The organism is Allocoleopsis sp. (assembly GCF_036703385.1).
Lineage (GTDB): Bacteria > Cyanobacteriota > Cyanobacteriia > Cyanobacteriales > Coleofasciculaceae > Allocoleopsis.
Map to the genome: position 1 here is coordinate 1 of NZ_DATNPA010000739.1, position 14,786 is coordinate 14,786.

A 14,786-nucleotide genomic window follows, 5' to 3' on the forward strand; every position below is an offset into this window, starting at 1 on the left:
TGAAGTGGTGATTGCCGCCGAGACACGCTGCCACTTCAGAAGATTCATCGGTGGCAGTCCTCTACAAATACTCTCTACTGTAATCATCCCCATCAGTTGACCTTGAGGGTCTAAAACAGGTAGCTCACTGATTTGATGCTGATGCAACAGCGAGAGTACGGTAAACAGGTTGCACGAATCGGAAAGAGTCAGGGTGACAACCGACGGCGTCATCACATCGGCAATTTTGATTTCCCTCAGGTTCACCTGTGAAGCCGTCAGGTAAACGAGGTCTTGTGCCGTAAATACCCCAACTAAGCTAGTGCCTTCCATTACTAAAACACAGTTAGCTGGTACTAACGTTGTAAGACTAGCCCCGAAAGGTTGCCTTTTTGTCAAGTGGGCTGAGGATTGAGTATCTTGGCGAGAGGTTGACCCAACACTGGACAAAGAATACGTTCTTCGCCCTTGACCCATTAAAGTAATGACATTTATGAGTGGTGTCTCAGGAGAAGTAGTAAGCGGGTAAGTGTCGATTAGATGCTCTAGGGTAGGCAAGGCGATTGGAGCAGTCTCAGTCTGCATAGAGATTTTAAATTGTGCCAGCTGTGATAGATGCAGACCTTCCTTTAGTTTATACTTCGGGATTTTTCCGCTTCCGCAAAAGCCCTTGAAAAAACAAAACAAAAATTAATATTTTTTAATAAACTTTCGGGAAAGTCAGTAAATCTATCTAATTATGTACGCATATATGCTGATTGTGTTGTATTGGTGAGATTCAGCCAGCCAAACAGTGATCAGTGACCAGTGACCCGGGAAAGGCGTGGGGGCGTAAGGTTAAAATTGAGGCAGCAGAAAACATCAACCCAGAACTGAGCCTACTAAATTCACCGAGTCCTCTGCATTCTCATTGTTGGTAAAACGATGGTCGTTGATTTGACGATCGCCATCCCCACTTACAACGGGGCAAGGCGTCTACCAGAAGTTTTAGATCGATTGCGAATGGCTTGCCAAGACGCTTCGCACGTCACGCCTCCTTCCGGGCAGACGCCAGAAGGAAGTCACAGCTACAACTTCAGTTGGGAAGTCCTTGTGGTGGACAACAATAGTACTGACGACACCGCAAAAGTTGTTCAAGCCTATCAAGCCACCTGGCCTGGGCTCTGTCCCTTAAAGTATTGCTTGGAACCTCAGCAGGGAGCCGCATTCGCACGACGCCGTGCCTTTCAAGAAGCGAACGGCGCACTGGTGGGATTTCTCGATGATGACAACATTCCTGCACCGGACTGGGTTACTGCGGCTTATGCGTTTGGTCAAGAACACCCTAATGCTGGTGCTTATGGGAGCCGAATTCACGGTGACTTTGAGGTGACGCCGCCGGACAATTTTCATCGACTAACTCCTTTTTTAGCGATTACTGAGCGGGGTTCAGAGCCACAGCGCTATGAACCGCAAAAGAAAGTATTGCCTCCTTCGGCGGGGTTGGTGGTGCGCAAGCAAGCGTGGTTGGAGAGTGTTCCCTCACAGCTCGTTTTGACCGGACGCACTCCCGGCAGTATGCTGACTGGCGAGGACTTGGAAATGCTCTCTCATATTCAAGCTAATAGCTGGGAAATATGGTATAACCCGGCAATGCAAATTGACCACAAAATCCCGCAGTGGCGTCTGAAGCGAGAGTATTTAATTCCGTTTTTTCGGGGGATCGGGTTGAGTCGCCATGTAACGCGGATGCTGAGCGTGAAACCTTGGCAGCGATCGCTTGCTACTTTAGCTTACATGGCAAACGATTTGCGAAAGATTGCTTTTCATTTACTCAAATATGGCTTCCGGGTTCGCTCTGACTTGATTGCAGCTTGCGAAATGCAGCTATTTGTCAGTAGTTTAGTCAGTCCCTTCTACCTCTGGAGTCATGGGTATTTTAGTCAAAAAGACTAACCCTGGTTCCGGAGTTCGGTGACATCTTAAACCCGTGGTAACGAATTATGCCAGTTGACTTTACGGTTGCGATTCCCACCTATAACGGAGAAAACCGATTACCTAAGATTTTGGAGCAATTGCGATCGCAAATTGGTGTCGCTCACCTCAACTGGGAAATAATCGTCATTGATAACAATAGTCAGGATGCTACAGCAAGGGTGGTTTCTGAGTATCAAGCGACGTGGTCTCAACCCTGGGGATTGAAGTATTGTCTGGAACCTAGGCAAGGATCGGCGTTTGCCCGAATCCGAGCGGTACAAGAAGCCAGTAGTGAGCTAGTGGGTTTCCTGGATGATGACAACTTGCCAACACCGGACTGGGTCGCGGTGGCCTATGCCTTTGGTCAATCTCATCCCAAGGCCGGGGCTTACGCTAGTCAAATTCACGGTGAATTTGAAGTCGAACCCCCCCCTAACTTTGAACGGATTGCGCCGTTTTTGGGCATTACGGAACGGGGACAGCAACCCCATCTCTACGAACCCGAAAAGCTTAAGTTACCGCCAGGAGCGGGAATAGTCGTTCGTAAGTCAGCTTGGTGCCAAGCGGTTCCTCAACAGCCGATACTTAAGGGCAGGCTGGGTCAGTCGTTGGTCGGCGGTGAAGATTTGGAGCCACTGCTACACCTCCATCAAGCGGGTTGGGAAATTTGGTACAACCCAGCGATGGAGACTTACCATCAAATTCCTCGATGGCGATTGGAGAAAGCCTATTTAATCAGGCTCTCGCGGGGTGTCGGCTTGAACAGTTGTTGTCTGCGGATGATTAATATACCGTTTTGGCAAGGGCAACAAGTTCTTGTAAGAGCCTTTTTCGGCAGTCTGCGCCGGATTGTATTACACTTGATCCGATATCGCGTTGCCCCACTGGGAGGGAGAAAGACGCAATCATCCTTCCCTGATTTAGTGGAGACTTGCGAACTAGCCTTCTATTGGGGTTATTTACTGAGTCCATTCTATTTTTTTAAAACTCGCTTAGCGAGACAAATTAGCTCGTTATTCATGGCACGAAACGGGGCGAGTGTTAAGGAGATTGGCTCCCTCAGCCAAGGCTAATTTTTAATAACTTTTGTAGTTAGGACTAATGCATTGATGACATCAGTAGTATGACATCAGTAGATTAAGCTAGAAGTTTTTAAAGACTAGATGAAGCCACGTTGAGTCTGTTGCTCATCGTCAGTTATTGGCATATCATACAGATGACGTATTACAAGTTGTACAAGTATCTTACAACTTTGGTGATCTCTCGGACTAAAAGCATCCAGATAGCAACGACTCATCACGCGCTGAGCCTCTCTTATAGATTAAACACGACTAGGGCTGAGGTGGGGGGCTACTTGCCCTCTTCTAAGAGAGAAGTAAGTAAGGAGTGCGTACAGGGTAGCTATTGCTACCCAGCGAATCCCTTTAGGAGAATTCAACCGTGTCCGCGAACATTAGCGCTGCCGGGTGAATGGTTGTTTCGCCAATATTGCTGGCGTCGCTTGCACAATTGGTTTGTGTTTGACAGCAACCAAGCGAGACATCAGCGCCTAACCGCGCTAATCGCTTCCCAGTTCCTGAAGATACATGTCAGGTTGGCAAACAATGAAGGAAGAGGGGATATAACTCTAACGTCACCGTTGCTTCTACATACATCTGCACACTGGAAACAATGCCTAAGACTGAAGAGGCTCACATAGCAAGTTAAATATACTGCCTAACTTGCTAGGAGTTTTTTTGGCGAAAACCTTACCAAATTATCTTTGCGAGGAATTAATTGTGGCGTTCATTCGACTCGCAGATCTGATCATTAACCTTGACTGTATTGCCGCAGTTAGATTCAGCACTTACAACGGCTTTGGTGACGGGAAAGACATCCCGATTGTTAATATTTGTTTAACGATTCCTGAGGGATCATTAGACGGTAAATCAGAATGCTGCCTTGAGAATTGTGAAAATTGCCATTGCGTAGAGAAGCTAGAGTTTGAAAGTGATTTGGCACTGGCGATTTGGGATTACTTCAGCCAATCGAGTGAGGTCACTGTTCTATTTGAGTGACATCCTCCCACGCCTTCTGCATACAGGAGGCACAAGCCAGGAGTTGAGAACACGTATTGCTAACGTTGTGAACCTCATGCGATCGCGTGTCTACTTAGCTCTCTTGTCTGCGTAGCTCCCAACCCCAAGCGAGCATCCGGAAGGTTTGGATAAATTTTACAGAAAAATTTTTCGCATCCGAACTGCACTCAAACTTCCGCTCTGAGCGCCTTGGCGGCTTTTGGCTCATCCCAGTCCCCTGAAGACTCAGTGATTCATGAAGACTCAATAAATCCCAAGGGATAGAGTTGCTAAGCGTCAGGCAATTGGCTTATCATGCTATATTGTAATACGTGTTATACATTCGTCTTACGAATTAGACCATTATCAGAGAATAGAAGCAAGGAGCCAACAATCCGAGCCCTTGGCTTCAAGTCTCCGCTAGGTTGTGCACCACCAGGGTAATCTATCGTTTTCGCTCCAATTTCATCTTTTTTTCCTGAATGTGGTGTTTTTTTAAGGTAGTACTATTATGAGTCTCTCCAAGTCAGAAAAACAGTCCAGTCATCTAAAGCCTGACCATTCTAATTACGTAACTCGCGAGGAACTGCGCGAATTTGACCTCAATAACCAACTAGCCAAATTGGCACTTCCTCTCGCTCAGGCTTGGAGAGACAATCATCCCGATGCTCAACCTGGTTCAGAATCAGATTTGGACGAATGTGTATTGGCTGTTGCGATTGAAATGGCTGTAGCTGGCGAAGCAGTCGGAGGCCCAATGGGCGCTTTGATCGCCGCTGGTGGTGGCGTCGCTGCGGCTAGTGTGGCTTGTAGACGAGTGCTATAAAAAGCTTTGTTCCAAACAACATCGCTAAGGTAACCCAGAATTTGCTCCCACAGGGAAGGATTATCCACGTTGGCCAAGTTTTTGTTGGGTTGGCTGTGCAGGCTGTTGAAGGTTTGACATGCTTGATGTCTGCCTGAGATTAAATTTTCTTCAACGACACAAGTTGTGTCAGGTCTAGTTCTCGAATTACGGGGGTGCATTCTGCAATCTTCGAGCAATCGGAGCTGGTGCGGGATGAGCCAGCTCACTTTATAGGGGTCTAAAGCACTACCGAAGACAACAGCCGCATCGCGATCTGGCTCCCGAAGGAGCCGCGACGCTAGTGCATTACCGCTTGGGGCGTATAGACTGCTGGTCGCGCTCCAAAGGGGCACTCCCGCTTTCCTACAACAGGATTGTGTAGTAGCGTCCTTCGTCCCTTTATCCGTGGTGCGTGACCCATAGGCTCTTGCACTGAGCTTTCCAAGATTTTACCCCCTTTACTATGCCTTCGAGGAGACCGCTTCATGGCTACTCAGTTTGATCCAGATCCAAAAGGTTATAAGCAGGAGTTCAATGGACTAGGGAAAGAGTCCGTCAAGACTCCTCATCAAAATAGTTTCAACATTTATACCAACAATCAACCTAATCTCCAGTTGGTCTCACCCCAGTCTGTACTCAATGCCGTTGAGCTTCAGCAACAAGGTGGGTTTCCCACTCCCACAGCCCCTAAAAAATCTGGCGGTTTCCGCTTCTCAAACCTGCGTCTAACGCAAAAAGCCACAGCTTTGGCGATCGCTCTGGGCACTGTTCCGGTATTAATGACTGGAGTAGCCACCTATCACTTTGCCACCCAATCCATCACTCAACAAGTATCCCAGTACAAAATAGCCCGTGCCGTTGGTGTGGAAGACAAGGTTAAACGCTTCATGCGTGATCGTTACGGGGATATTCAGTTTTTGGCTGAGCTTTCAATCCTGACGAATTTGTCACAAAAGGATACAACCCCTCTCAAAGCAAAGCAAGCGCAGTTAGACCGATTCTTAGCAGCTCATAAACAGGTATATGACCTGATTTCCGTCGTCGATCTCCAGGGCAACGTGCTGATTCAATCGTCAGGTCTCGACCCTCTGCCGAACCAACGCGATCGGGATTATTTCAAGGAAGTACTTAGAACGAATCAGCCTGTTATCAGTAGTGCCACCACACCTGAAGTTTCTAAGACTCCGGAGCGAGTGAACATTCACTTCGCCGCACCTGTTAAAGATAGCGTCACGGGCAAGACAATTGCTGTTGTTCGTAGCCGTATGTCGGTCACCGTTCTAGAAGAGTTGCTCGGTAACTTTGGTACTGATGGGGACGAATTTTATTTGATTGATTCTTCAACGCAGCAGATTCTCCTGAGTAAGGAAAGGAGTGAGGAGAATAAAGATGCGTTAGCTGTTTTTCCCTCCTTAAATCAACTCCGAGCAGTAGGTAAGCCAAGTACGTTGGTCGTGACCGATCAGAGTGACAAGGTAAAGGATCTGTTTGCCTATACCAAGTTGGGAAAACTAGCAGGCTTGCCGCAACTGAATTGGGAAGCTGGCATTGCCACACCAGTAGACATTGCCTTTGCACCACAGCGACAATTGCTCCTCATCGTGGCGCTTGGAACTGGGTTGACAGCCTTGTTGGTGAGTGCGATCGCGGTTTATCTGGCTAAACTGGCGACGCGTCCCGTCCTCGCTGTCAGTGAGGCAGTGGAAAAACTAGGACAAGGGGAACTTTACACCCGCGTTGCCGTGGAAGGGCATGACGAACTCGCCGAACTCGGTTCTAATATCAACCTGATGGCCAGCCGACTGGAGACCTTATTGTGGGCTCAAGCCGCTGAAACCGAACAAGCCGGATTATTTGGAGATATTGCCGTCTCCAATGCTCGTACAGAGAAAGATTTGGAAGATGTCTTTGAAAAGGCGGTTCAAGGGGCACTACGCATCCTTGAAGCCGATCGCGTCGTCATCTATCGCCTCCACCCGGATGGGCGTGGGTACATTTCCGCAGAAGCGGTTGTTCCGGTTTGGCCTAGAGCTTTAGGCGCAAAAATAGAAGACCCCTGCATTGGACAGGAACTTCTTGAAGAGTACAGACAAGGACGTGTCGTTCCGACCAATAATGTGTATGAAGCGGGTTTCCATCCTGAGCACATGAGGTTAATGGATCGCCTGCAAATCAAGGCCAATTTGGTCACACCGATTCTCAAGGATGGTCACCTCTTTGGCTTGCTGATTGCTCATCACTGTAGTAACCCCCATCCCTGGCAGCAATCTGAAATCAATTTCCTCAAAGAGTTAGCCATTCGAGTTGGACTTAGCTTGGATCGGGTCAGTTTCCTAGAGCAGAAAGAAATCGAAACGCATCGTGCCCAGCAACTCAATGACATTATCTCGGGCATTCGGGACGCACTCACCGTTGAAGAAATCTACCAGACGGCGATTACAGGTATCCGCGAAGCCATGAAAACTGACCGCGCGGTTATCTATCTCTTTGATGAGAAGTGGCAAGGAACTATTGTTGCCGAATCAGTAGGGATGGGCTGGCCAAAAGCGCTGGGGGCGAACATTGCTGACCCTTGTTTTGCCGACAAATATGTGGAGAAGTATCTACAAGGTCGAGTGAAGGCGGTTGAGAATATTTACGACGCAGGCTTAAGCGACTGTTATATGGGTCAACTGGAGCCTTTTAAGATCAAAGCCAATTTAGTCGCTCCCATCTTGGCGTATAACAAGCTACATGGCTTACTGGTAACCCATCAGTGTTCCAGCACACGCGCTTGGCAGGAGTCGGAAATCACCTTCTTCAAGCAGGTGGCGACTCAAGTGGGTCTGGCTTTAGACCGCGTCGATTTCTTAGTACAGATTGAACAATCCCGCCAAAAAGCTGAAACCTTGGCAGATGTACAACGGCAACAAAAAGAAACCCTGCAACACCAACTTTTAGAACTGCTCAGTGATGTGGAAGGAGCGGCTCAAGGTGACCTGACGGTAAGAGCTGATGTAACCACTGGAGAGATTGGCACAGTGGCGGACTTCTTCAACGCGGTCATTGAAAGTCTGCGGGAAATTGTCACCAAAGTGAAAATAGCCGCGACTCAGGTCAATACTTCACTAGGAGACAACGAAGGAGCAATCCGTCATCTTTCGGAAGAAGCCCTCAAGCAAGCGGAGGATACGACCCGCACCCTCGACTCGGTGCAAGAAATGACGCAATCGATTCAACAGGTAGCCGAAAACGCCCGTCAAGCCGCTGTTGTTGCCCGCACCGCCTCTACTACAGCTGAAGCGGGAGGAATAGCTATTGATCGATCCGTGCGCAATATTTTTACTCTGCGGGAAACAGTAGCAGAGACAGCTAAAAAAGTCAAGCGTCTGGGTGAATCCTCTCAAAAGATTTCTAAGGTCGCTTCACTGATTGACCAAATCGCTCTACAAACGAACTTGTTAGCGATCAACGCTGGGATTGAAGCGGCACGGGCGGGTGAAGAAGGTCAGGGCTTTGCTGTGGTTGCAGAAGAAGTCGGGGAACTAGCGGCGCGAAGTGCGGCGGCGACGCGAGAAATTGAGGACATTGTTCACAACATCCAAAAAGAAACGACGGAAGTAGTCGAGGCTATGGAATTGGGTACGAGCCAGGTAGTGGAAGGGACTAATCTGGTTGAAGATGCTAAACAGAGTTTGCATAAGATTCTGGACGTGTCTCGCCAAATTGACACTTTGGTGCAATCGATTTCGACGGCGACGGTGTCCCAGGCAGAGACCTCTCAAGCGGTTACCGAGTTGATGAAAGAGATTGCCCTAGTCTCGGAACGCACGTCTCTTTCCACACGCCAAGTGTCTGGTTCTCTCAAAGAGACAGTAGAGATTGCTCAGGAACTACAGGCATCAGTGGGTACCTTCAAAATTGACGGATTCTAGGAGTTGACACTCCCCCGAATTGAATTCGGGGGATTCTAAGCGGATACTTTGGGACGGGTTGAAACCGCGTCCCTCCGTGTCTTCTTAGCTGACCAAAGAAAAATTCTTTGGGGTGCTGTCAATGACACCCTAGACAGTCCGCTCAGAACAATTCCGAGCATTCCGCTTACTTTCCTCAAAATATTGGCACTACCGTTAGCATCAGCATTGATGTACCAATTGAGAGCAGTTCTATATAAACCGCGTTTTACCCGCTTGCCTGATGGCTTCCAATCGCTGGGTTTTTCACCATATTTTGGAAGATGATCGCCATCAACAAACGAAGCTTTAGAGGTATATGATTCCTCTGTTTCTATAAACTGAATCTCATGCTGTTGGCACAATTGCTGGATTCTAGCTTTGAGTCTAGCTGTTGGTACCTGTACCCACTTCTGATTAGTTTTTGCACCCAAATTAGATTCTTGTTTTTGACCTTGATTCCAGCCAAAAACAATAGTTCCAATCTGGTTTTTAACGCAGTGGTTAATTACCAACCTTGCTGCTTTGTTAACAGCATCGCGCATCTGACGGTTTCTCTTTTCCGTTAGATGCGCTAATTTTTTAGACCAAAACCCTTGAGGTTTTCCCTCCTTGATTGTCGATACTTTCTTGTTGTACCAGCGATTCAGTGACTTGACGTGCTTTCCGTCAATGATCAAACTAGTTCCAACTGTAGAAACACCGGTTAACCAGTTATCCATTCCAGGGTCAACTCCCAAGGCGTTGTCAGGGTTTAGGCTTGTTTCTACTACCGTCAACTTGTAGACAAATTCAGCATAAAAGCATTGGTTTCGAGGAAGAATTCGCAATTCCCGAATGTCTTTAAAATTTAAATTGCTTGGCATCGGGATTGTGAACGAGTCAATCCCAAACCAAGTTTTTACTTTACTTCCCAAAGGAATTCTGATGTTGCCATCTATTAACCTGAGAGCTTGCTTGGGATAAGTGACAACGTTTAATCCACCCTTGCGGTACTTGGGAGGTTTCGATTTTTCAGTTAATTTTCCTTGTTGGAATAACTTATTGAGAGCCTTAAAAGACTTAAACGACTCAAACACGCTGTGACAGGTTTGTTGGGCTGCTTGAGAATGCATGGCTTGAAAGTGTTTGTTGCTTTTGATTTCTTCGTCTAACTCTGCCTTTGTCACATAACGATGTGCCTTGAAGTAGATTTGTCGCGCATAATAAACAGCGCAGTTAAACACCTTATTGGATTCGCTGCAAATGGACTCAATGATAGCTTGAGTATCCTCGTCTGCATGAATCAGCACTTGTTGGCAACCAAACAATAAAATCACCTCCTTGTTGTTAGTTAGTGTATCATTATTGGGGGACTTCCGGAATAAATTCCGCTGTCTGTACGACGCACTCGGTTTCATCCCCCGCTTAAAAGACGGGGGCTTTCACCATCGTTTTCCTGTAATCAAAAACCCCGTCTAACTCTCATGAATTAGACGGGGTTTTCAGTGGTCCTACGCCTTAAAGGCTAACTTCATGCTTCAGGCTTTACTTCAGCCTGTTTGTGCTTGGTAATGTCATTGCAGACAACGGAGAGTCCATCGCCAGACGGGTAAGCGTGTACCTCAAACCATTTTCCTAAAGGTGCATGGAAATCTTCAAACGTCACAGCAACTTCTTGGTTAATGGCTCTGTGAAACTCACGCTCAAAGGCTGACCCTACTGTTCCTGGAAATATCTGCCACAGATTTTGACCGAGGAGTTCAGCTCGGTCTTTTTGTAAAATCTGTTCCGCTTTCTGATTGACATAGGTAAACCGCCATTCCTCGTCCACCTTGAAAAAGCCATCTGTAATGCTCTCCAGAATCTTGCTAATTTGCTGCTTGGAGGCGACCAGCGCGGCTTCTGCCTGTTTACGCTCTGTAATCTCCCGTTGTAGTGCGACCCAATGGGTGACCTTACCCTCTTTGTTGGCAATGGGTACGATATTCAGTTCGACCCAGAACTCCGAGCCGTCTTTACGGTAGTTGAGCAACTCCACTTGAACGGGTTTTTGGTCTTGCAGCGCGGTGCGAATTTTGTCTAACTGAGAGCGATCGGTTTTCGGACCTTGCAACAAGCGCGGTGTCCGCCCTAAAACCTCGGTTAGGTCATAGCCTGTAATACGAGTAAAGGCTTGGTTGACATACAACAGTTCGGGGCCTGGGGCGTCTAGATGTTTGGCTTCGGTGATTAAAATCCCGTCTTGGGTATTCTCGACCGCTGACTCCAACAGACGCATCCGCTCCTCTGCCTGCTTGCGTGACGTAATGTCGCGCACGAAACTGAGAGAAACGAGCTGGTCGCGGTACTCGATGATCCGAGAGCTAATTTCAACCTGTATGGGTATGCCATCTTTACGCCGCAGAGCGTGCTCGAAGATGAAGCTGCCAGTTGCTTGTAGCTGCTGATTAATCGTCTTTTGACGTTGTGGCTCTACTGGCACATCGATATCCCTGGTTTTTAACTTCAGGAGCTCTTTGCGGGTATAGCCCAATCGCCTCGCCGCATTCTGATTGGCGTCCAAAATCCGACTGGTTGATAAGTCGATGATGAAGATCGAGTCGTTGGCGTATTCAAATAAGTGACGGTAATTGGATTCTGATTCCCGTAGCGACTCTTCGACTTGGTTTCGCTCTGTAACGTCTCTAGCGGTACAGATTACGGCCTCAACCGTATTGCTATCACCTAGGATGGGGCTAAGGATACATTCGTAATCCCGTACCCCATTGTTAGTTCGGTAGCTGATTTCTTTGGTTAAAGGTCGCCGTGTGGCGAATACAACTTCCCGTTGACCGTCGATGGGTTCGCTCTCGATAAACTCTGGTGGTAATTCGAGTTGCCGCCAAGTTTTACCCAAAATGTTTCCCTGCGGCAGGCTAAACAATTGAGCCAGCGCCAGGTTTGCATAAGTAAATCGTCCTACCCGGTCTACAACGCAAATTGGGTCTGGAGAGGCGGAAAGCACCAAGTCGAATATTCTCGCTTGTTGTTCAATCCTGGCTGTGAGTTCTTGCAGTTCTATGCCGCCCGGTTCGCCGTCGCTCAGACCGATTTCTTGTTCTTGGTGAGACCCTCCCCCTCCATTGTGTCCCGGACCATCGCCTACGCTAAGAGTCTTTCTAGAGAAAGCGTCCTCCGCGACGAAGGAGTTGGGGATCTCGATTGAGTTTTCTGAAGCAAAGGTCTGTTTCAGTGCTGGGCTAATCGGACTGACTTGGGTGACTGAAGCCGATTTCTGCGGGAATTTATTCAGCTGTTGGGTTAGGGTTAGAAATTTCTTTTCTAACTCATTGAGCTGTTGTTGCAGTTCTTCAACTGTAGCTGGACGTGAAACGCTTGCCGGCATACCAAATGCCTGCTTCAACGCTTCAATCACCACTGCTGTTCGATCACGACCTGTCGCCTCAGCCCGAGACCGAATCTCCTGAATCAGGTTCTCTGGAAGTCTAAAAGTCGCTATCTTACTTGCCATCGTTTAAGAGTATGTTTGTAAAGTGTTTCTTGTTCAAGTGGTCTAACCCTTGTAGCCTGAGGCGAATCCCCGCCAAGCGCAGCTTTCATAATCCTACTCTGGACAAGAGCGATAGTGCTTGCCCAGAAGGGTGATAGACGGGCTGATTTTTGAGCGTTTCTTTACAAACACCCCAAAACATACTTTACTTTTCAGCTGCATTGTTCTATCTACGGCAGAGACGCTCCCTGGGGAGAATTTTTACCGTGTGCCCATCGTATGTTTTTTGGGTTAAACTCTCAGGGCTACTGACACCGCACTTTCTGAATCTGTAGGGCTGACGAGATCATCTCATTGTCGCAAATTTAACCGCTTAATGCATCCGTGGAATCACGGTCTTGATCTGCAATCCTTAAGATACCTTTAATATACATGGCCTGCGATCGCTCCTTGAGTGAATCCCCTGATCTTCAGGGATGATGAGAGTCTGTGTCTGTGAAATTGGGCACACAGCTCAATCCACGACCTGCTGAAACTATCCCGTCAAAGTTAATAAAAATTAACTTCTCCCTCCGCTCACCTCATGGATAACGAGACAGTTCTGGCGGAAGTACAGGTAAAGGAAGATCAGGGATTATCCTCGTTGCGCCCCATTGTAATGATTAAAAAAAAAACGCCCGCAAGGGCGCTTAATCAGGGTGCATCTACTAGACCTCAGTTTATCGCGATGAGGGGTATTACCCCCCACCCCGCTTAATAAAACTCAACAGACTGGCGATTTTACAATCATTAAGATTAAATAAACTACATCGCGGCGTCCTAGTAGTGGGACAGGGATTGAAAATACTGTCGCTCCTTTGGAGCGCCCGCTTCGCTAACAGGCATTTAGCCCTCGTATTTTCCGCTATCCCCCTACGGGTTATCTCCGCTTCGCTACGATTGAACCCGTAGCCCCACGCGATTCAGGTGGGAGGCAGTTCCAGAGGGATTGCCCCCAATAGTCCTTTGCGAAAATCATTGAGGAGTTGTCGTGCTGTACGCTCTATGTCTCCTTGATGGCGATAGTCTGCCAGCGCCCTGAGGTAGCCTTCGCCGCTGAAGGAGGTGGGATCAAGTTCGTAGCGAGTCTTTAAGGGAGAGGCAGCAAAGACACCCCTCTGTGCTACATCCTCTAAGTCTTGAAGTAACTCAACCAGGGTAGCCGCCACCTGCTGATTGTCATAAGACGCTTCACCAATGTCATCACAGATGGCTAGCTTTATGGCCTTTTGTTGATCCTTTAAAATTCCAGGAATGACTCCGGGAGAATCTAGAAGCTCAATTTGGTCAGAAATGCGTACCCAACGCAGCTGGCGAGTTACTCCAGGACGACGAGCACTCTCCACGACGCGACGGCCTAATAGTCGGTTGATCAGGGCTGATTTACCGACATTAGGGAACCCGATCGCTACAGCACGAACTGGGCGAGGTTGCATTCCGCGATCGCGCCGACGCTGATTCATCTGTACCCCAGCCTCCTGCGCCGCTTGAGTCACCTCGCGAATCCCTTTACCCTGTTGAGCATTCGTGAAGTAAGGGGTTTCCCCCTGCTGTTGGAACCAGGATGTCCAAAGTTGCCGCACAGCAGGAGTGATCATATCGAGCCGATTAATCACCAATACCCGAGCTTTACTCCCCACCCATTGAGGGAGCTGTGGATGATGAGTCGATAGGGGAATCCGCGCATCCCGTACCTCTAGCACCACATCCACTCGCTTCAGCTGTTCTTTAAGTTCCCGCTCAGCTTTAGCAATATGACCGGGATACCATTGAATCGTCATGAGTTTAAATAAAGAGTTGGCGGGTTGCAGGTTGGCGGGTTGCAGATTGGCGGGTTGCAGATTATAGGGTGTAAACCTTCAACCTTTCAACTTTCCAACCTTCCAACTTTCCAACCCGTCAACCCTTTAAGGAACAACCAAAACCGGGCAAGGAGATAAATTAATCACTCGATTCGTGACGCTTTCGGCTGCGCCTTCCTCGGTTAAGCCCAGTCCCCGACAGCCCATGACAATTAAATCTGCCCCGATTTCGTCGGCGACATCACAAATTGTGAAAGCGGGCATTCCTTCTCGGCTGATCGTTTCAGCCTCGATGCCTTGCTGGGTAAACAAAGCTTTGGCATTTTTCAGCAGTTCCGCAATGATCTCCGGTGATACAAGCGCATCCGCACTCGGGAGTTCTTCTTCAGAGTCGGATTTTTCGAGTACCGACAGCAGAACTAATCGACTGCCGTACTGTTTCACCACATGGGAAACGACTTCAGCCGCTTCGCGGGCTTCTCGGCTTTGGTCAACGGGAAATAAAACAGTTTTGAACATTACAACGCATCTCCGGGACGCGAACTCCGTTCACACTACCACAGGTCGTTAACGTCGCGAGGTACAACCTAGTGCATTCGCTTCTTGCGACCTAGGGAGTACAACAACTCGCCTTACCCCAATCTTATCACCGAGGTAACGGGGACTCGCGTTTGCCCCGAATTGATCGCCCCTTCAAAAACT

At 48.2% G+C, this 14,786-nt stretch carries 10 protein-coding genes; 5 read left to right on the plus strand and 5 right to left on the minus strand.

What is annotated here, in order from left to right; genetic code table 11:
- Positions 1-564, minus strand: a 564-nt coding sequence (locus V6C93_RS34825) for a CBS domain-containing protein (RefSeq protein ID WP_333481274.1), incomplete at its 3' end; no start/stop codon positions are given.
- A gap of 339 nt (positions 565-903) precedes the next feature.
- On the opposite strand from V6C93_RS34825, the gene hpsE (V6C93_RS34830) reads away from it, so the two are divergent.
- The 5 genes from hpsE (V6C93_RS34830) to V6C93_RS34850 all read left to right on the plus strand — a co-directional run bounded on the left by hpsE (V6C93_RS34830) (position 904) and on the right by V6C93_RS34850 (position 8,753).
- Complete coding sequence (hpsE, locus tag V6C93_RS34830) at positions 904-1,914, plus strand: hormogonium polysaccharide biosynthesis glycosyltransferase HpsE (protein ID WP_333481275.1); 1,011 nt, start codon at positions 904-906, stop codon at positions 1,912-1,914.
- Between the two features lie 47 nt (positions 1,915-1,961).
- Positions 1,962-3,008: a hormogonium polysaccharide biosynthesis glycosyltransferase HpsE gene (hpsE, locus tag V6C93_RS34835; RefSeq protein ID WP_333481276.1), complete on the plus strand. Its 1,047-nt coding sequence runs from the start codon at positions 1,962-1,964 to the stop codon at positions 3,006-3,008.
- A 663-nt stretch (positions 3,009-3,671) separates the two neighbouring features.
- The gene (locus tag V6C93_RS34840) at positions 3,672-3,992 is read left to right on the plus strand and encodes a hypothetical protein (RefSeq protein WP_333481277.1); all 321 of its coding nucleotides are present in this window, start codon (positions 3,672-3,674) and stop codon (positions 3,990-3,992) included.
- Between the two features lie 511 nt (positions 3,993-4,503).
- The gene (locus V6C93_RS34845; protein ID WP_333481278.1) at positions 4,504-4,818 is read left to right on the plus strand and encodes a hypothetical protein; all 315 of its coding nucleotides are present in this window, start codon (positions 4,504-4,506) and stop codon (positions 4,816-4,818) included.
- A gap of 506 nt (positions 4,819-5,324) precedes the next feature.
- The gene (locus V6C93_RS34850; RefSeq protein WP_333481279.1) at positions 5,325-8,753 is read left to right on the plus strand and encodes a methyl-accepting chemotaxis protein; all 3,429 of its coding nucleotides are present in this window, start codon (positions 5,325-5,327) and stop codon (positions 8,751-8,753) included.
- A 35-nt stretch (positions 8,754-8,788) separates the two neighbouring features.
- On the opposite strand, the gene V6C93_RS34855 is transcribed toward V6C93_RS34850, so the two are convergent.
- The 4 genes from V6C93_RS34855 to V6C93_RS34870 form a co-directional block, all read right to left on the minus strand.
- The gene (locus V6C93_RS34855) at positions 8,789-10,081 is read right to left on the minus strand and encodes a transposase (protein ID WP_333481280.1); all 1,293 of its coding nucleotides are present in this window, start codon (positions 10,079-10,081) and stop codon (positions 8,789-8,791) included.
- Between the two features lie 203 nt (positions 10,082-10,284).
- On the minus strand, positions 10,285-12,264 hold the full coding sequence (locus V6C93_RS34860; RefSeq protein ID WP_333481281.1) for a PAS domain S-box protein: 1,980 nt from the start codon (positions 12,262-12,264) through the stop codon (positions 10,285-10,287).
- A gap of 941 nt (positions 12,265-13,205) precedes the next feature.
- A complete protein-coding gene (gene ylqF, locus V6C93_RS34865; protein ID WP_333481282.1) occupies positions 13,206-14,063 on the minus strand; it encodes a ribosome biogenesis GTPase YlqF in 858 nt (285 codons plus the stop codon).
- Positions 14,064-14,189: 126 nt separating this feature from the next.
- Positions 14,190-14,603, minus strand: coding sequence for a universal stress protein (locus V6C93_RS34870; protein ID WP_333481283.1), 414 nt, complete (start codon positions 14,601-14,603; stop codon positions 14,190-14,192).
- Positions 14,604-14,786: the final 183 nt, after the last annotated feature.